Below are 18,441 nucleotides of genomic sequence, written 5' to 3' on the forward strand. Positions count from 1 at the left end.
TGTACAAGCACTACTGGCTGATTCTCAGTCTCGCCCGTCTTTGCTTCCTAAATATTAGGCCTGAATCCTTACGTTTTCTTACCTAATTTATCTGGATATTTAGATTGTTTCGGAGTTTTCATTATGAAGGCACAAATTATCTACGATTGGTGGATGATTCAAATTATTTACTGTTACAAAACAGGGAACTCTTAACTCTTAAGTGGGAACGGTAGAAAATGAGAGATTCAAGAAGAATTCAGGAGCAGAGCCGGAGATGCTACGAAGCACCGCTTTTTCGGTCTATTACATTCCTGAATTATGACCCAACTCTTGGAGAGGCTACGCCCTAAGCGTAGCTATGCCGCAGGCTTTACGACAAGCTCAGGGCATCGCCCTTGACGGAGTGAATTTTGACTCTCAACCTACTTCTTTAATTCTGGGGATTCCTCTGTTGCCTGTTCCCTATTCCCTTTTAATTCTGATTTTTGTATTCTTTTTCAATGTTTTAAAAGGCATATAACCTCTACTAATTCGTGGTACGCCGATAAATTTTCCCAAAAAATCTTTATTCGTAGAAACTACCCACCATGTTGCCCATCCCCAAGCAATACTTAATCCAGTTGCTAACCATCCAGCTTGAAATGTATAAGAAACAACAAATACATTCACTACTCCTATTACTGACCAAGGAAAAATTTGGTCGGCGGGAAATGGGCCTAATCTGGGTCTGTCTCCCAAAATTCTATTTACAGTCCGAAATTTATTTTCATTTTTCATGATCTCAAACTATTTCAGCATGAAAAGACTGTATTAAATCAGTTATCAGTTATCACAGTTTCAGTCAAATAGTTTGACCCTAACTGTTACCTACTAATGAGTGAGAAATGGGGGACTCTGACGATGCAGATAAATACATCACTCTCTACTGATAACTGTTTACTGTTGGTTATGCCGCACCTCCACCAACAATCAAGCCAGTAACTAAATCTCCTACAAAGACTGCAAGTACTATAATTAATGGAGTTCTGGCTAATGTTTGCCAATCTTCATCATTCCGGGCTGCTTGAACAACCCGGACTAGGCTGATGCCTACGTAGAGTAAGAACAGACCCCTTAATACGTTGAAGAACAATGCTACAACTGCTTGTGTTTGTCCGTTCCCAGCATTACCAAAGGTATTAGTCATCCAGGTTTGAGCAGTGTTAAAAAACTGTGCATCGGCTGGCGAGGAAGCAAAGTCAAGTAGACAAACAACCGTCAAAATCGTAAACAACACCGCATAAAGATTGACTCCATACTTGCGTTGTATCTGCTCAAAATTAGTCAACAGAGCTTGAGATTGCTTTGGTAGTGCTATGGCGATCGCCGTAGCAATCATCAATCCACCTAAGAGGATGTTATGGACTGACATCGACACGATCATTGCCGTACCCGTCGCTCCCATTAGCGCTAGTGTGCTATTTGTTATCGTGCTGTTCTTTTTTCCTGAAGTCAGTACAGCAACATTATTGACAAAGCTTTCAGTCTCGTCGTGGTAAGTATGCATTTCGTTCTCCTGAAACGATACGCATATTATTCGGGTTTTCACCCACAAAACCTACAAACCAAAGTACTAAAAAAAACCGTACCTTTGCCTACATAGAATATTTAATACAATCTGCTTCACAGCAAATCTAGCAAGTAGACTGCTTATATAGATGTTACAGCTGTTTATTATCAGTATTTAAAATTATATAGGTATACAATTTTATATTCATTAATGAAATTTAGAGAAATAAGCACCAGATTGCCTATTGACTTTTTTCCCTTTGTTGGTTTTCTCATCAGTATGGAACCGATAACGGCTGGATGTTGAGCTTGTCGCCGACTTGAATTTTAACAGTACCAGAGGGCAGTTCTAAAACCTGAGTAGCAACACTACCCTTGTAAATTGGACAAGGATTTTTTGCACAGGGTGGAGCCTTGTAAATAACTGTCGTCACCACATTGTCTTTTATAAAAATGATGTCCAAAGGAATTTTAACCCCCTCCATCCAGAAGGGGACAGCTTTATATTCCTTGCCCAAATTAAACAACATCCCGCGATCGCTGGGCAAATGATCGCGAAACTTCAACCCCTTCTTTAATTCATCAGGTGTAGTAGCTACTTCTAACTTGAATGTGCGATTGTTGTAAGTGAGGGTCTGGGTTATGGGTAAATCCTGGGGACGAGTTTGCAAGTAGGCAATAGTTGTTGAAGCAACAATAATTGATATTCCCGCAATTGGCCCAAGGATGTTTAAGAATTTCAAACCCGCAATATATAAGTCATTTTGGTTAGGAATTTTTATTAACTGCATAATTAGGAAGATCCAAGAATTGAAGAATAATTCAGAAGTCAGAATTCAGAAGTCAGAATGAATCAGTGGAGAATTTAGACCCGCCACTGTCTTATTGACCACTAAATATGCAAATTTAGTGGGGGTGCAAAAACGCCCTGGATTCATCCACTATGAAGTTCAAAATACCTTTCCTGTATTCTGGCGACTGACGCATGTATTCTGTTTCAATAAAATTCCTTATCCGAAAATATTGACATTGCCGACACTATATACACTTGAGTCAAGCTGACTAGATGGTAAACCTTGTAAATCAGCTTTGTTTCGCATACCCTCAATCCGTTCAGCTTCCCGGATTGCTAGAGGATTCATATTATTTCTCGCTGATAATAATGCTTCAAGTCTAATTTCTAGCGGCGGCAGTTCACCCACAGGTGGAACATCGTCTGTGAACATCAGGCAAAAAGTAGAGATAGCCGCCCTTTCCACAATTGCTTGGATTTCCGCACCCACACAGCGATGGGTCGCTTTGAGCAGTCTACGCCATTCTTCATCACTGAACCCATCTCTATCACGGAACCGATAATCAAATCTGGCAAGGTGAATTTTAAAAATTGAGTGTCGCTCCCCATTATTGGGTAAATCCACCTTAAAAATGTCGTCAAATCTCCCGCTTCTGGTCAGTTCTGGTGGTAGCCATTCAATGTTGTTGGCAGAAGCAATAATTAATACATCACTAGTCCTTTCTTGCATCCAGGTTAACAGCATCCCCGCTAGTCTTCGTGATAAATCATCATCTCCCGCAAATCCCTTATCGAAGTCGTCAAAGTATAATATTATACGATTAATCCTATCTGCCAGTGCCAATAATTTTTTGAGTTTGTATTCCGCCATGTTGCCGTAACTGCGAAAGTTACCCCACTCTACGATCATTAATGGTATTCCCATCTGCTGGGAACAAGCTTTAGCTGAGTGAGATTTACCTGTGCCTGGTGGCCCGATTAATAACACTCCCTTGGGTAATCGCAAATTATAAGCTCTCGCCAGTGGTGAGAGCAGCCGCTTGTATTTCTTAAATGCTTCTTGCATCAGTTCTAAACCCCCGACTGCAATTGTCACTGGTTGCAAAAATTCTATGTTGTAAACTCGCTTAAGTAAGTTGATTTTGTAGGCAGACAGTTTTTTAACCAACTCTTGACCATGACTTTCACTATCTAGCCTACTCACGCTTTTGATCAGAAACTCAATATCTGCTATATACATCCCTACAGATGCTTGAGCTATTTCCTTGATTTCCTCTTCGCTTACCTCTGTGGAAAGTATTGATGCAAAGTAATCGCTGATTTCCTCCTCTGTTGGCAGTTGTTGAACTATTGTCGGCGCAAGTGCTGCAATGTCAGATGACAGGCTGGCATTTGACCCCAGTAATAGGGCTGTTTTGTTTGAACTGGTGTTATAAAGCTTTAAATTAATCAAGGCAGACTTGATCCACTCGCTAGTCAAAAAGAAATCAGGATCGCTTGTTCCTGTACCAATCCAGGGAAATATACCCTCTACTATCAAAATTCCTTCTAAGTGGGTAGTTTTCCAGAACCGCAAAATCTCAAAATAATCTTCTCGCCTATTTTTAGCGTTGGCTTGATATTCAGCTACTGGCAAAAGGTTTAAGTCTTGCCCATTGCAAAGCAACTGATGCAGATGGTCATCTTCCAGTGTCCACAAATAACAGTTAATATTCTGGTAAGCACACATCCTCGCCAGATTTGTTAAAAATCTAAGCCTCTCTTGCAGTGGAGATTCTACCGCAATCAAAGGATTGTTTAGTTTTATCAGCTCAAACACTTGCTCTATCAGCCCAGTATTCATCAGTTTTTTAGGTGAAGTTCATCCAGATCATAAAAGTTGTGAAAAATTCTTTCTACAGATAAAAGTATTGAAAAATACAGTACTTTTACCTCTTGCTTTTTGACTACAATATGCCATTCTTTCTTAACTTATCCGCATTGTCTAAGTGAGCAATTTTACTTAAATTCACTGCTATATGATCAGTAAACTGCAATTTATATTACTATTTAAATCTCAACTTTTTTTTCATATTTACTATTTGCTATATCTATCCATAAATCAAGTAAATATATTTAATGAAATTGATTTTTAACCTTAGTTAACTGCTAAAATAGTGACGAAAAATTATGCTGTATTGGGTGTTTTTATGAGATTCAATCTTAACAAAAACCAGATTTATGTACTTGCTTTACTGTTAAGTTTGGGAGCGTCTTCATGCCAATCACCAAAACAAAAAGCTGTTTATGCTCAAAAAGCAGTCGAAGCAGAGCGAGAGCAAAAGTTCAAACAGTTTGTCGAGAGTACGCCTGATTTATACAAAGTAACTTGGAAAGTTTGTGGGAATGCTGGCGTAGATTTAAATAGAAAAATAAATTTGGGCTGTGATGAAACTAAAGATATTCCTACTCAAGGTTTCCAAACACCCATTTATGTATGGGGCCCTGCTGGAGAAATAAAGTTTATCACTAAGCCTAGCTTCTTTGCTGATATTTCATCGGACTCAACTCTTTTTGTCAAATCTAGGGGATGTCTTGCATCAGGTACTGCTAAACAAGAGCAATTATATGTTGTCAGAGAATTTCCACTAAAGAAAGGCAGTAATCCTCAACCTAAAGATGCGAAAATAGAAATCGTGCCAAAACAGGAAAAAGAGAATATATTGCGAGATGCTGTCGCAAATGCACAAATAGAAAATGCAACTCTTACAAATTTTGGTGTATCCTCCAATGGGCTAATTCCTACAGGGAAAGCTTGTCAATCATTTGATGAGTGGAAGAAAGGTAATTAGAAGAATTACTTTAGTGGTGTCTGGTCAGTTCTTTATGAGTGCCAAGTAATCGATTGAACAACTGAATTCGCAAGCCTCTGTACACACCCCTTCGCCGACGGTTCAGGAATAGTAATGTCGCAAACTTGCTTGTGAACTACTTCTTTTATGGTTTGCCAAGTAGTCCAACAAACCACTTCATGAACCTGTTGTAGAAGTACTGATTTTTCAAAATTATGGTTCTCGGTACGCTTTAACACGGATTCAAGATAAAGCTCAATTGCATCTATAGGATTTAACCGCCCATGCCGTTGAACTGATACAGGAGGTTCTTCACCTAGAACAAGCCATAGTACTGGCTCTTGGTTTCGATTTAACGCCTCTTGCATCACCAGTACAAACTCGCGGGAGAGTTGCTCTGGCTGAAATGAACTTGGTTTAATACGTTTTGCCTCAATCAGCCCAAAACAACTTGGTGTTTTGATTACTCCGTCGGGCTGTACTGCAAGTTCTTTTTGATGCACTCTACCACTTGGGGTTAGGTAGAAGTTGCCTGGTAAAAGAGTAAACTCAGCTTGTTCAATCTCTCGTTGAAGTAGAGTACGCACTTTTGTAGCACCATGCGATGCTTCAAGTACAGCACCCAAGAAAAATTGACGAGGAAGAAAGTCTAATGCAAGAAATACTTCAGCAGTGAGAACGTTTTCAAACCCTCGTCCACCATCTCGATATTCTTTAATCGTACTACCAACCCACGATAGTTCCTGTAAAAGCCGCCCCATAACCCTAGAATTGCTAGTAAGATTCATTGCGCCCACATCCCATCAATAGCCTCATGGCAAAACTATTTTAGGGTTCCCAAACAGTAACATTTTCTAACATGACTGATGTTATATGATTTTTATAAAGACTTGTGCAAAATTATTGAAATTCAACTTTTAAAACTTTCAGGTTAGGATTCACTCTTGGCGTTTCCTCATTATAAAAATGCGTTGCCATTTAATTCCCAGCTATTGAATAAGAGTAATGCGGCTAAGACCAATGTAGAGTAACCTCTGCTCCCGCGTTCGCCCCTTTGATAAATTTGATTGAATTTGACACGATATTATTGTGATTATATTTACGCAGAAAGTTTTCCGGAAAAATCCACTTGAGACATAACTTGTGTGCGTATTGAATTCGCAGCCTTCTCTGCAATTTCTTCTCTATCAGAATCAGTAAGAACTACTGCAAGTAAGGATTTTAGAGCTTCTCGGTTAGATATAAACTCTTCATTGTATAAATCATCTTGCAACAAAGTAGCTTCCAAGTGAGGTATTAGCTCAGACGAAGGGGATAGCAACCGCTCTTTAATGCGTGCCCTTGCAGTTTCTGTTGCAGAAGTTGTACCTATACCTAAATCCCATGTTTCAATTATTAGCCTGACTTCGCGGTTGAGAGATACACGCAGCGTTGATAGGCGACCAAATAAAGGAAGGTTGAGCATTAAAGGTGGTAATGCATTACCCCAATCCAAACCAGCGCCAATAGTGCAATTTGCTTCATCTTCGATGCAAACAGCCTCTTCGAGCCATCCTTCACCAAAAAGTAAATCTATAGCTTCTTGGGTTGTTATTGACTCGTTTGCCTCAAAATTATCCTTTTGCTGTTGATGATTCATAAATTTTTACCCGCTCGAACTTTATCTTCGTCTCAATACACCATACTCAAAGTAAACTAAATTCTCATATTCTTCTTCCGAACCGCAGTTCAACATGTTTTGTTTTTCGTAAAATCCTTCAGACCTTGGTAAGGAATGCAATCCAACTCTACCTTCATACCCTAACTCAACACTTCTAATTCTTGCGAAATTTAACAGTGCTTGACCAACACCTTTGAATTGAGGTGGGCGTTGAATCTCGATTCGGTTAATGGGGGCAGTGGCAATGCCATCAATATAAACTAACCTCTTACCAATATTCAACCGAGAACCGTGCATTTGTGTTTCTATTATCATCAATCCTTGAGTTTTGTTTTCGCACTCAACTGCGTAACCTTCAAGATTTTGTTGATTGCCAATATATCTTAATTTAAATATCCAGTCCCAGTATTTATCTTCTTGACTAAATAACCTTAATTTTTCGACCCACTCATTAACATAATCATCAACATGTCTTTGTTCTAAATCAACCAAATATGCTTCAACAGTTGTATTATCAAAACCCCTTTTTAATTCGATTTTTCGCTGCACCTAAAGCTCCTAATTGTCATTATCTGCAATCACTCTATTCGGCGGGCGAGTCAGTGTAAATTCCGAAATTCTTGAAAAGAATAAAATTACTAACTTACCGGATGATAAAATCCCGTATTTTCGTTAAATTCCCACCCAATACCGGATCTATCTTTGCCCTTACACCATGCTACAAAAAGCGGTGGGGGGAGTTTAATTCGCTCCTTGCGTACACTTTCTTCACTTACACCAAGCCTCTTGGCCAAACCTTCTTCAGTTAACGGTTGCATTCTGGGAGTATGCACTTTGAATGATGAATTATTGTAGTGCGATTTCTGTCCCCGCTTTTGTTGGTTGTTGAGATAGTCTTGAATTTTAATGATCGCCTCAGCCAACTGTGTCATTCGGGCTGTCATCTTTTCAATTTTTTGTTCTAAATTGGCGAGATTATCAATTACTGTGGTTTGGTTGCTATTAGATCCATTAGATTCATTTGAAAACTCTGACTCCAGCTTATCAAGTCTTTCGCAAATAGCTATTATTGTTTCGTTGGTCGGACTGGCGTTACTATTGTTACTCGTAACTAAGTACTTCTCAACACTTGCCTTAATCTGAGAATCTAAGCGTTTGTCTAAATTATTACCACCTATTGCATCAAGCTGATCTTGAGAATCGTCTAAGTAGAGTTCGATAAATTCGAGCAGCGTGGCTGTTGCTGTTGTGCCTTTCGATTTGCATCGGGCGATAAATTGCTCCCAAATCCTTTGATCGCAGTTGAAAGATGCCAGTTTTTTATTACGCCCTGTCTTGCTCATGTTCACGTGTCATCTAGGTAAACTCGGACTGTCCACGCTTATTAAATCGTGTAATTTGTCATGATGAATTACCTTGATAGTATCATCGCCAAATGCCTCAGCGCATTCCTCAAGCAATGCCTTTTATGAAGAAATGCTATCGCCAATAGCTACCATTGGCGATAGCATCTCTTCATAGCGGTTACGCTGGGAGCAAATAAATATAGACATCACCCCGTAGAAATTCCAGCATCAACCTTCTTCGCCAGAGACTGAGTATTAAATATCCTCAGTGATGACGCTAATTGCTGAAAATACCCATACAGATCACTAAACCGAAAAGAAGAGCGATCGCATTTCAGAGCCAGGAACGTGTAGAAAAAGTGTAGAAACTACATCAGCGTAGAGGAGATTTCTTCCTCTGTCCTGGAATAATCAACTTTTGGACAGCACGGCGTTTAGTTTCTTCACCGCGACGGTCATATCTGGCAGTCTGGTCACTGTTCGTGTGTCCAGCTAACCTTTGAACTGTAGAAATATCTTCACCAGCATCGAGCAGATCAGAGATGAAAGTTCTACGGAAATCGTGAGCGGAGAAATTAGTTACTCCCGCCTCTAAACCACGTTTTTGCAAGATGAACAGCACTGCTTGAGAGGTAAGTCGTCGCCGCACTATCCTTGAGCCTCTGTTGACATGACATAGTAAAGGGCCTGCCTCGTAGCCTCGAAGCGATAACCAGTCCAAGACGACAGTAAGAGCAGCATCGGGTAAGTACACAGTTCGGTCTTTACCACCTTTGCCACCGCGCACTTCTATTGCCCCAGTACTCAGGTCAAGGTTGCTCAAGTCTAAATTCACCACTTCAGAGCGGCGGACTCCAGAACCTCGGAGTATTGCAAATATTGCAGCATCTCTATAACCAGTGGGGGTAGGGTCATCAAAGCAAGTTTGCATCAATTGGGCGATTTCTTCTGCCGTGAGAACACGTCCCCGCAATTGCTTGGTGACTTTAACGTTGGGAATGTCTACAGCACGAGCAAAATCAACAGCATCCATTATCTCTAACCGCAAGGCTTCTTTTAAAACTCGCCGCAAAGCACACAGCACTTTGTTGACATAAGCTGGTGCATATTTTTCGCTCAACACAGAGCGGACTGCCGCCGTATGTTTGTAGCGCAGTGCTGCCCAGTTCAGGGTCATCGCATCACAACTTGAGTTGGTTAACAATCGCGCGATCGCATTTAAAGCTTGGCGCATTGTGGGGCGGGAACCAGGGGAAAGGGTTGCCAAATAGACCGCAGCCGGATGTTCGACTAGCGGGATGGGAGAAGGCAGAGCGAGAGGAGAGGGTGCGGTGTTTTCAATGGTTTGAGGCATTTACTTATCAGAACAGCAATTCTCGCTTGCTAGATTCTAATAAGTAATTGTCTCATAATTGCGTGCATGTGATGCTGACTTTACCCCTCAACAGGCAACACATCTTCAGAGAGCAAGGCATAAAATTCCGGGACTTGAGCCTCGACTCGCCGCAGCTCATTCGCTGCGATCGCTTCAAGTTCCAGCACCGTATCCCAGCGCAAATCCTCAACCCATCGCTTAAGGATGCCCTTAATCGCGTCCACCCCCTGCTTAATGCCAGAGCGTAGCATTTCCACACAATGGAGTAGCGTAATGCGATCGGTCGGAGGCGACTCAAATTCGGTAGTATCCTCCCCTTGGCAATGGGAGTTCCCTATAGCATCAAGGGGGGGGATGGATACGGGCTGGTGATTTGGGTTTGCACTATACACAGCAGGGGTTTCGGCAGCATAATAGGTTCGATTTTCTTTTTGATTACGCTTCGTTTCACGATGAGCAATTACATGCATTGCAAATTCCAATTGCTCTTTATCTAAAGAAAAAAGTTTCACTTGTTGACCGCGCTTGCCCTGCTTGCGGAAAGTCAGTTTTAGCCCCAGCTGCTCTAGCATTGTGGCTAGCAACCAAATAGGTTTACAGTCACTGGGAATAGTAAACCCAAGAATTGCTTTGACGTGAGCAGCACAATGTATAGCGATCTCCGTCATCTTGAGTAAGGTGGAATCGTCGGCAGTAACTTCCTCACCTGCAACTAAAGAAGTGAGAATTTGATGCAGTCCCAGGTTAAATCTAGCCAACCACCGTGCCGAGTAATTGCCCCAGTCGATGCACAAAGGTAGATTGTCGCGCTCGGTGCGGTCTTTTTGGGTGACAATTGTTGGTGGTGTAGGATAACTTTGCCCGGTTTTAGGGTCAGTAAACGATTCTTCGGGTGGGGCTAAAATGGCCTCAAGTCCAGCAATTGCTCTAATTAAGCGACCACCTTTATCCATTTCTATGAGTGATTCGGTTACTTCGATGCCGTAAGAATCAGAAATGCGGAATTTTTCGCATTCAAAAATTTCATTAGGGTCAAGGTAATCTTTGCTCTGACGGGCACGGTACTCGCTCAAAGTAATATTCTTGGCCTTGGCAACAGCCGAATTGTGGGCACGATCCAAAGCTTGTGCTGCTGCTTTAAGACTTTCGAGAGACTGAGGATCTGAATCACTGCCCACATATATAAATGTATTGCCCATTTCGGTGAGGAGCGATCGCAAATCATCACGCAGATTATTGAGAGAATAGTGGCGGTTAGCCATAATTTGGCAGTAAGCCTCAAGCGCCCAATCTTTCTCGGCTCCGCGTTTGCCTGTTTGACGGTCAATCCGCAACAGAAAAGCAGTCATTTCATTGGTTTGGAGCAAGCGCTCTTTAATCTTGGATGCGTTTGTATCCTTGTAACCAAAGGGAGGACGCGGGGCCACCCAAATATGAAACGGAACTTTCGGGCGATAGCGGTACAGTTGTTGGGCACACTCAGTAGCAGTTTGGGAAACGCCGTGAAACACCCCGAACACTAAGTCAAAATGATACTCAGAAATATCGACACCAGTACCGAGACTGGGAGAGGTGAACAAGGCATCAAAGTTTTTGACGGCGTTGGTGATATCTTTGATGAAAGCTACATTCTCATCACTGCCAGAATTGTCAGAGTGAACCGACCATATACGCCATTTTTTTGGTGTATGTGATTTTTCGGAGTTAGATTCTTCGTAGTTGATTGTAAAGGATTTGTCGAGTTTTTTGATAAAACGCTTACTGTCGCTGGCAACCATGACTTTCTCACCAAGCATCAGCGCTGCCGAGATTTGGGCGACTAGGGCGCTAGAATTATCCCCCTCGTACCAATAAATTGTGCGTGAACCGTTTCGCCACTCGTTTTTGATAATGTAAGGTACTTCACCTTTTGGTCGCATTGCAAGAAAGAAGTTTACCGTTAAATCATCCATGTGTGCATCAGCGATGACGACCAGTGGCGCATTGTATACTATATATTCCAGTACCTCCAAAATGGCGGCACGGTGCTGTTTGCAAGTATTACTGTGCAGTAGGTGGGTGAGGTATTGGCAGGCTTCATCTATAAATATGCAGCCGTAAGTGAGAGACTGGGTATTGAGTTTGTGCAAGCTGTCAATAGTAATACTAAGGGCTTGGGCCTGGGCTAAACCTGTGTAACCCAAGTCTGAATACATCGCCGTCCGCAAGCGTTCGGCAAGATTTTTCAGCAAATTTACGCGATGCCCATTGTTGAGGAACCGCGCGTCGGGGTTTTGGTCACGCCACCAGCGCATAAGTTCAGTTTTACCAGTGCCCATGTCGCTCCAGAGTACGACTAGTCCTGATTTTGGGAAATTGAAGCTAGGGGATTTCTTCGATTTGTCTGAATCAACTCCGCCAGAATCCGTAGACTCCTTGTTTCGAGAATGTCCTTTTATAGATGGCGTGAAAAGTTGTTCCTTTTCAAGCTCATAAAGCTCAGGCAAATTGCATTTTTCTTCAAGTTCAGGAATGCACAAAGCTTCAGAGAGATACTTGACATTAATAGTGACATCCGGTTTGTATTTGCTAAGTCCCCATTTCTTAGCCCGATACGAGCGTTGGTAATCTTTGAGTGATTTGGCATCGTCTATAATTGCAGTCAGCAGAGCATTGGCATCTTCACTGCGACTAACTACAAAATCATCAACGCCTTTTTCTGGCCCCGGCAGTAATGCAACTTCACATAAGCAACCAGCCGATTCGATTGCTTTTGCAGTGCGAACAGTGGCTTGAAACACCGACCACCTGGTTTTAGAAGAGGTTTCGTAGTCAAAAAGAATTATGAACTTGCGCCCCGCCTGAGCCATTGGTACTAAGTCAGGATGCAACCGTTCATCAAAATCCTGTTTGCCCACGCGCCCGTTCCAGATTCCAGGGAGTGCGATCGCTACAAACCCTAAACTCAGCAAGCAAGCGGCTTTCTTCTCACCCTCGCATAAGATAATCGGAATCTCTGGATGCTGCCGAACCCACTCCCAGAATATTAGTGGATTAAGTTGATCCAGTAAGCGCAATGCTAAAAGTGAATGATAGCGCTTAATTAAATAACGCTTTGCAACTTTGTCCCAGATGGGGTTAGCGACATCAAAGTAGGTAACGCGGTTGGGGGTTTTGGGCGGTGACTCGTATTTTACTGGTTTACAGGAGTGCCAATCAAAGCGCGGGAAGTTTGGCTTAATCCTTCCCCATTCCATTGGTTGCCAGTTTTTAAAGGGGTCAAGTGATTGAATCCACGTCCCACCCAGTAATAGATGCTGATACATTTTGATGTATCCATCCGTGACTCGACCGGCATTTTTCCGAGGGATTTTATTAGAGATAAACAGGTAGTCATAAATTGTTTCTCCCTCAATGTGGAAGAAGTTGCTCTCGACCAGCGCTGGATGAATGGCGCTACTAACTGTTAGCTCATGGTATTCACCAGCCGTGAGGTTGTTGGGATATTCAATTGTCGTGCTATTCATCGGCTCTCCCCTTGGAATTCCTTGGAGAGAGATGGGTTTAAAGTAATGTCGATGCCCAAAAGCAACGCTGGAGAAATCAGCAGCAACAAATCTGTTGCTCTAGTAGTTAGCCAAGTTACCTTGGCTGGGTAAAGGGGCAGGGGTAAAGGGGAAAGGGATAAAATACCTTTCCCTTTTCCCTTTAACCTTTCCCCAATCCTCACCCAGCATTTTTGAGTTGGTAGACCACTAGTAGTCTGCCAACCCAAAATTGTTAGGTGAGGGCTGGGAAAAGGGTTCATGTTAATGGTTAAAGGAATAAACATCTTTTCCCTTTCTCTCTTGCCCTTTACCCCGCCAAGTTTCCTTGGCGAACTACTAGGCAGGATATTCCTGAAATTCCACGATGCCACAGCACTAAGTTGCCGTGGGAAAGCTACACTTTCTGATCCCAAGGACTGAACGTAAGTGTTCTTGGGTTTGCTATTTATCACGATCTTTTCCCCTGGTTACTTGGTTGACAAGCTCAGAGGGGGTTGCATCAGTTATCAGTCAACAGTTGACAATTATCAAGGACTGTGAATTCCAACTGATAACTGTTATTCGCGCTGCTACTATTTTTTGCTACAAAATTCGGGATATTTCTTAATCAAACTTAACTTTACAGAAACTTATGAATTTCAACAACAAAAATTGCCACACAAAACTGGTGAGTTTCGTGCGGCTTCTCGTATAATACGAGAAGCAGCGGATTAAATCTCGTCTTACCAGTCAGTGGATAAAAGCGGTCAAACTTTAAGTACCACTGCTTTGGTTTTCGTGAGATAACCCCGCTCTGAGGTTATATGGAATTTAAGACCCGCACAAAGCGCTACTCCTTAGTGGCGCTTTGTGCGTTAAATTTTCGTACTGTTGTATCTTCACCTCCATACCTCCTATCAATTAGCTTGATTTTACATAACTCGTGGTCTTTCGGTATCTAACGAGATTCTGATTTTTCTTTGTTTGACTCCTCCATATTTACCAGTCTTCGTTCTAGCTTACCCTGATTGGGTAATCACTTTTTCAAGAAGCAGCACCTAACGCAGAGGTCGTTTCTGCCTTGGGCTTGCGCTCGAAAAATTGTATGCTGGGTTCCTTTAACATGAACCCATTTTCTGTTTGCTGACCGAGTTTACCAGCGATTGCTGCTACCCACTGGGGGTAATTACTGGCACCATCGGTCAGTTTCTTCCAAATCTTAGGCTTGACTGTGATGTTAATGATGCGTTCATCACAGTCAATCTCGAACTCTTGCCAGTTGTTCTCTGCCGTTTTTGCTTCAGGTAGTTTATTGATTTTGATTGTTACTTCTAGCTTTCCTGAAATCATACATACCTCTGTTAAGATGCGAACGCTAATGGTGAACCATGAGATGTATGCACCAACCCTTGTGGATCTGTCTTTATGTATTTTTTAATAACTGGTTGGAGAGTAAAACTGATTTCTTTAGTAACTGGGTCTTTGATACTTTCAATTAATGACTGATTTTCAAGTTTTTCTAACGCTTTGATTAACTCTAAAGTTGATACACATTCTGGACTTTTATGTTTAATACCCGACAAGAGTTTAGTAAAACTAATTGATTGTTGATTTCCGAATATCTCTTCTGCTATATAAATTAAAATTTCTCGCTGAGTACTGCTTAATGATTCTCCAAACAGTTGATTAAGGATTACCTCAAAATTACTGCTAACAAGCGTAGTTGGATTCTCAAAAAACATTTGGGTATTACCACCAAAGAAGTGGTTAATTCGATTAGCTACTGCTTCGAGTTCTGAAGGATTTCCGCGATACGTTTGAATTAATTGGTTACACTTTTCTTTATCCGTCAATCCTTTGCTAGATAAAAGTTGCATTGCAGCATCTACGTCTAAACCTTGGATTTTTAAGAAATGAAGATGTTGTTTTGTTGTTATAACATCATCAAGTTCATCAGGCCAAGCTCGACCAGTTAAGAGTATGCAGCTTTTATGTTCTTCTTCTATCAATCGGTGAAAGAAGGCTCCGTATTCAAGCCTTTGCTGAAAGCTTTTTTTCTGAAATAAAGAATCAAAACCATCTAGTACCAGCAGACAACGGCGTGATTGCAAGTGTTTAATTAATACTGAAATCATTCCCTGAGTATATTCAGGTAAACCTAAATCAGGCTTACAAGGTTGCGTTAGTTCTATCAGCTCGGCTACTAAATCTTGAAGTAACGGTGCATGAATAATTGTTTTCCAGATTAAGCTATTAAATGTTGATTCTTTCCTTCCACTGACTTCTTTTATCAATTTTGCAACCAATGCACTTTTACCGATACCTGCAATTCCTATTAAGGATATGCAACGCTCGTTACTTATCAATTCTTTTAATGAGTTTAGTTCCTGTGTTCGTCCATAAAAGCTAGATATCTCAGGTAGTTTTCCCCTAATGATTGGTGTCAAATTATTGACAGTAAGTCTTTCTTTTTCGCCTGACGCGGATTGAATATGATACTTTTTGTTAACTTGTTCTAAAAAATACCAAAGCTTCTTTTTACCCACTCGTTCGCCATCCCCTATGGTTTCTGAAAGTATGTCCCATAGGCGAGGTGCTACTGTGCGCTGTATGTAGTTTAAGCTGTAAGTTGAGTGGCTTGCTATCTCCTCATATTCTCGATCATTCAATGCCCCTTTGATAACGAGCATTTCAGTTTCAGATAAGTACTTGCCTCTTTTGGCAAAAACTAAGTCATTTACTACGACCAGCGGTAGCCTAAAAGTCTCTGTTATTGGAAATATGCCTTGAGATGATGATTGTTCCAATGAAAGTTCCTGCTCTCTAAAAGTGACAGAAGAAGAAAGAGGAGATTGAAGTTCCGGTTCAGCAGTAAAATCCATAGCTATGCTAGTACCTCTGATACAGTGAATGCTCGTTAAGAGGCTCTCCGCTAATGAGGTTTAGTTTTTAGAGTATGTTAAATTGTAATCAATCATACCTTATCTTACTATTTATGGTTAATTTTTCAAAAAAGTACTAAGTTAAACATTATATAGGTTTGCTTGAATTTAGGGCATCTACGGAAAGATAAGAGCCACGAAGTTATAGTAACTTGCTTTTCATCCAAAGTACTAAAAGTATTATTATGATACGGGTCTAAAGCTACCTCTCCCCGTAGTTGCTGCGTTCTTGGTGGACAGGAAAGCACTCATGTCTGTTTGGCGTTAGCTCTCGAAAAAACTCCCAATCATACAGATATTGGCGCTGTAGCCCCTTTTGGTAAAGCGAGAGGCAGGGTGTTTTCATACAACCAGGGAAAAACTAAAACTGGGTTTCAAAGCCTCTCTCCACTTCAGGAAGAGGAATGAAAGCGGGGTAAAAAGCTATGCTAAACGAGAAATCAAGACTTATGTATTTATTTTTCTTTTTTCGTATGAAAACCCCCTGCCTTTTGGCAAAGCGAGGGGGGAATTTTTAAATTGCATCCGTGTGTTCAAAAAATTTTTTACAAATCACAAAAATTCAAGCAATGTAAAGGGAGAGTAATTAGCATAAATTGTCATGGTTACTTGTATCTGTATTCAGGCAGTAAGACATAAACACTCTTTACCAACTGCCTAAGGCATAAATTTATACTTGGCAAGCATGTCGTTTTATTGTATAAACCCCCTTTGTGAGCAACGTAAAAATCCTGACAATACTGAAACATGTCTATCTTGTGGTAGTCCGTTGCTGATTAATAACCGTATTCGACTGCTTAAGCCATTGAGAGAGCTTACTTATGACCCTCGAAGCTACTTTGAAGTTTTTGAGGTAGATGACGCTGGTACGAAATGGCATCCGGTTCGTGAGCGAAGAGTCATGAAAGTTCTCAAATGGAATTCGACTAGGCTTCGTGAGTTAATTAAGCGGGAATTCGGTGCTTTACGGCTAATCCAACATCCAAATATTCCTCAATGTGATGTTGAAGATTTTTTCAGTTTTGTGCCTAATAATAGCCCTCTAGAACTACGTTGCTTAGTAATGGATAAAATTGAGGGACAAAACTTAGAAGAATGGATAAAAGAGAATGAACCGATTTCCCAAGCTCAAGCATTAGAATGGCTACGCCAATTAGTTGAAATACTTGATGTAGTACACCATACTGAATTTTTCCATAGAGATATTAAACCTGCAAACATAATTCTTCAACCAAAAGGGGAACTTGCGTTAATTGATTTTGGAACTGCACGACGAATAACTGATACGTATTTAGCTAAAGTTAGTGCAAGTGGAGGAACTGATACAAGAGTAGGAAATTATGAAATTACAACTGTAGTCTCTCATTATTACACTCCATTAGAACAAATTTATGGTAAAGCTGTCCCTCAATCCGATTTTTATGCTTTAGGTCGAACTTTTGTTCGTCTAGTTACTGGAATTCCTTTAATGCAATTGCCAACAGATAAAAAAACAGAACGACTAATTTGGAGAGATAAAGCACGGCAGATTGACAAGCCCTTTGCTGATTTACTCGATGATTTAATGTCTCTTTCTCCAGGGCGACGTCCGCAAACAACAGAAGTAATTCTGCAGCGGTTAGAACGCTTACCATTTAAATTAAAGATTAATCGGATAGTTAAATCAAAATTATTTGGATTTGGTTTATCTAGTTTATTATTACTAGGAATTTATGGAACTTATAAAGGGTATAATTTGCTCTTGTTTAATTACTACTTTAATGAAGCTTCCCGTAACTTAGATGATCTTAAAGTAGCTAAAAAATATTATGAATCAGCAATTAAGTATAATCAAAAAGATGTAGCTGCGTTTAGTAATTTAGCATTAGCTTGTCAACAACTTGGAGATATCAAATGTGTAACTGAAAACTATGATAAGGCTTTCAAGCTTAAGCCTGATACCTGGGAAGCGCGATATGGACTAGGAAATTTTTATGAAGAGCAAGGGAGATACGATCTAGCAGAGCAGCAATATAGATTAGCGATTAAGTACAGTAATAACCAAGCAATGAATGCTGTTAGCAATTTAGCGCGACTAAAGAACTTGCAAGAAAAATACTCTGAGGCGGCAGCATTAGCACTTCAAGGTTTAAATCGGACTCAAAATCGTGAATGGCAAGCTGGGTTATATAAAAATTTAGGTTGGGCAAGATTCAAACAGCAGCGTTATGTAGAAGCAGAAGATTACTTGCAAAAGTCAGTGAAGCTAGACTCGGAAAGAGTAGATGCTTACTGTTTGCTAGCACAAACATACGAGGCATTAGGCAACTTGAGCAAAGCCAAAATATATTGGGAAGTATGCCTACTAGCAACATCTAGTTTGCCAGAGGTACAAGAATGGAGACAGCAAGTGTTACGACGACTACTTCAGAAAAATTGACCTAGGCACGTCATTTTCGTTATGCTGTCAACTAAATTT

The 18,441-nt window shown here is 40.9% G+C and carries 15 protein-coding genes; 2 read left to right on the forward strand and 13 right to left on the reverse strand.

The features are described from left to right. Nucleotides 1-444: 444 nt before the first annotated feature. From ACEYW6_RS26940 to ACEYW6_RS26955, 4 genes are all read right to left on the reverse strand, one after another. Nucleotides 445-759 (reverse strand): hypothetical protein, encoded by a 315-nt coding sequence (locus tag ACEYW6_RS26940; RefSeq protein WP_069074926.1) that lies wholly within the window; start codon nt 757-759, stop codon nt 445-447. A 169-nt stretch (nt 760-928) separates the two neighbouring features. After that, complete coding sequence (locus tag ACEYW6_RS26945) at nt 929-1,528, reverse strand: hypothetical protein (RefSeq protein WP_412982164.1); 600 nt, start codon at nt 1,526-1,528, stop codon at nt 929-931. 277 nt (nt 1,529-1,805) lie between these two features. After that, entirely contained in the window at nt 1,806-2,321 is a 516-nt protein-coding gene (locus tag ACEYW6_RS26950; protein ID WP_412982165.1) for a DUF192 domain-containing protein, read from the reverse strand. 219 nt (nt 2,322-2,540) lie between these two features. Then, entirely contained in the window at nt 2,541-4,166 is a 1,626-nt protein-coding gene (locus ACEYW6_RS26955; RefSeq protein ID WP_412982166.1) for an ATP-binding protein, read from the reverse strand. A gap of 346 nt (nt 4,167-4,512) precedes the next feature. Here ACEYW6_RS26955 and ACEYW6_RS26960 point away from each other — a divergent pair, with 346 nt between their 5' ends. Further along, nucleotides 4,513-5,154: a hypothetical protein gene (locus ACEYW6_RS26960; protein ID WP_412982167.1), complete on the forward strand. Its 642-nt coding sequence runs from the start codon at nt 4,513-4,515 to the stop codon at nt 5,152-5,154. A 32-nt stretch (nt 5,155-5,186) separates the two neighbouring features. Here ACEYW6_RS26960 and ACEYW6_RS26965 read toward each other — a convergent pair whose 3' ends face one another. The 9 genes from ACEYW6_RS26965 to ACEYW6_RS27005 all read right to left on the reverse strand — a co-directional run bounded on the left by ACEYW6_RS26965 (nt 5,187) and on the right by ACEYW6_RS27005 (nt 15,923). Beyond that, the gene (locus ACEYW6_RS26965; protein ID WP_193950900.1) at nt 5,187-5,942 is read right to left on the reverse strand and encodes a hypothetical protein; all 756 of its coding nucleotides are present in this window, start codon (nt 5,940-5,942) and stop codon (nt 5,187-5,189) included. 311 nt (nt 5,943-6,253) lie between these two features. Further along, nucleotides 6,254-6,793, reverse strand: coding sequence for a hypothetical protein (locus tag ACEYW6_RS26970; RefSeq protein ID WP_069068817.1), 540 nt, complete (start codon nt 6,791-6,793; stop codon nt 6,254-6,256). Nucleotides 6,794-6,814: 21 nt separating this feature from the next. Beyond that, the gene (locus tag ACEYW6_RS26975) at nt 6,815-7,363 is read right to left on the reverse strand and encodes a GNAT family N-acetyltransferase (RefSeq protein ID WP_069068818.1); all 549 of its coding nucleotides are present in this window, start codon (nt 7,361-7,363) and stop codon (nt 6,815-6,817) included. Between the two features lie 89 nt (nt 7,364-7,452). Beyond that, on the reverse strand, nt 7,453-8,157 hold the full coding sequence (locus ACEYW6_RS26980) for a hypothetical protein (RefSeq protein WP_412982168.1): 705 nt from the start codon (nt 8,155-8,157) through the stop codon (nt 7,453-7,455). Between the two features lie 376 nt (nt 8,158-8,533). Next, nucleotides 8,534-9,514: a tyrosine-type recombinase/integrase gene (locus ACEYW6_RS26985; RefSeq protein WP_412982169.1), complete on the reverse strand. Its 981-nt coding sequence runs from the start codon at nt 9,512-9,514 to the stop codon at nt 8,534-8,536. Between the two features lie 80 nt (nt 9,515-9,594). Further along, a complete protein-coding gene (locus ACEYW6_RS26990) occupies nt 9,595-13,041 on the reverse strand; it encodes a plasmid replication protein, CyRepA1 family (RefSeq protein WP_412982170.1) in 3,447 nt (1,148 codons plus the stop codon). Further along, nucleotides 13,038-13,514 (reverse strand): hypothetical protein, encoded by a 477-nt coding sequence (locus ACEYW6_RS26995; protein ID WP_412982171.1) that lies wholly within the window; start codon nt 13,512-13,514, stop codon nt 13,038-13,040. Before ACEYW6_RS26995 ends, ACEYW6_RS26990 begins: the two co-directional genes overlap by 4 nt. Nucleotides 13,515-14,085: 571 nt before the next feature. Beyond that, entirely contained in the window at nt 14,086-14,391 is a 306-nt protein-coding gene (locus ACEYW6_RS27000) for a fertility inhibition FinO-like protein (protein WP_190898195.1), read from the reverse strand. A gap of 11 nt (nt 14,392-14,402) precedes the next feature. Next, nucleotides 14,403-15,923 (reverse strand): AAA family ATPase, encoded by a 1,521-nt coding sequence (locus tag ACEYW6_RS27005; protein ID WP_412982172.1) that lies wholly within the window; start codon nt 15,921-15,923, stop codon nt 14,403-14,405. A 745-nt stretch (nt 15,924-16,668) separates the two neighbouring features. Here ACEYW6_RS27005 and ACEYW6_RS27010 point away from each other — a divergent pair. Next, nucleotides 16,669-18,402 carry a protein kinase domain-containing protein gene (locus tag ACEYW6_RS27010; RefSeq protein ID WP_412982173.1) on the forward strand — a complete coding sequence of 578 codons (1,734 nt, stop codon included), beginning with the start codon at nt 16,669-16,671 and terminating at the stop codon, nt 18,400-18,402. The last annotated feature ends 39 nt before the right edge of the window (nt 18,403-18,441 follow it).

It is taken from the genome of Nostoc sp. UIC 10607, from assembly GCF_047228265.1.
Taxonomy (GTDB): domain Bacteria; phylum Cyanobacteriota; class Cyanobacteriia; order Cyanobacteriales; family Nostocaceae; genus Nostoc; species Nostoc foliaceum_A.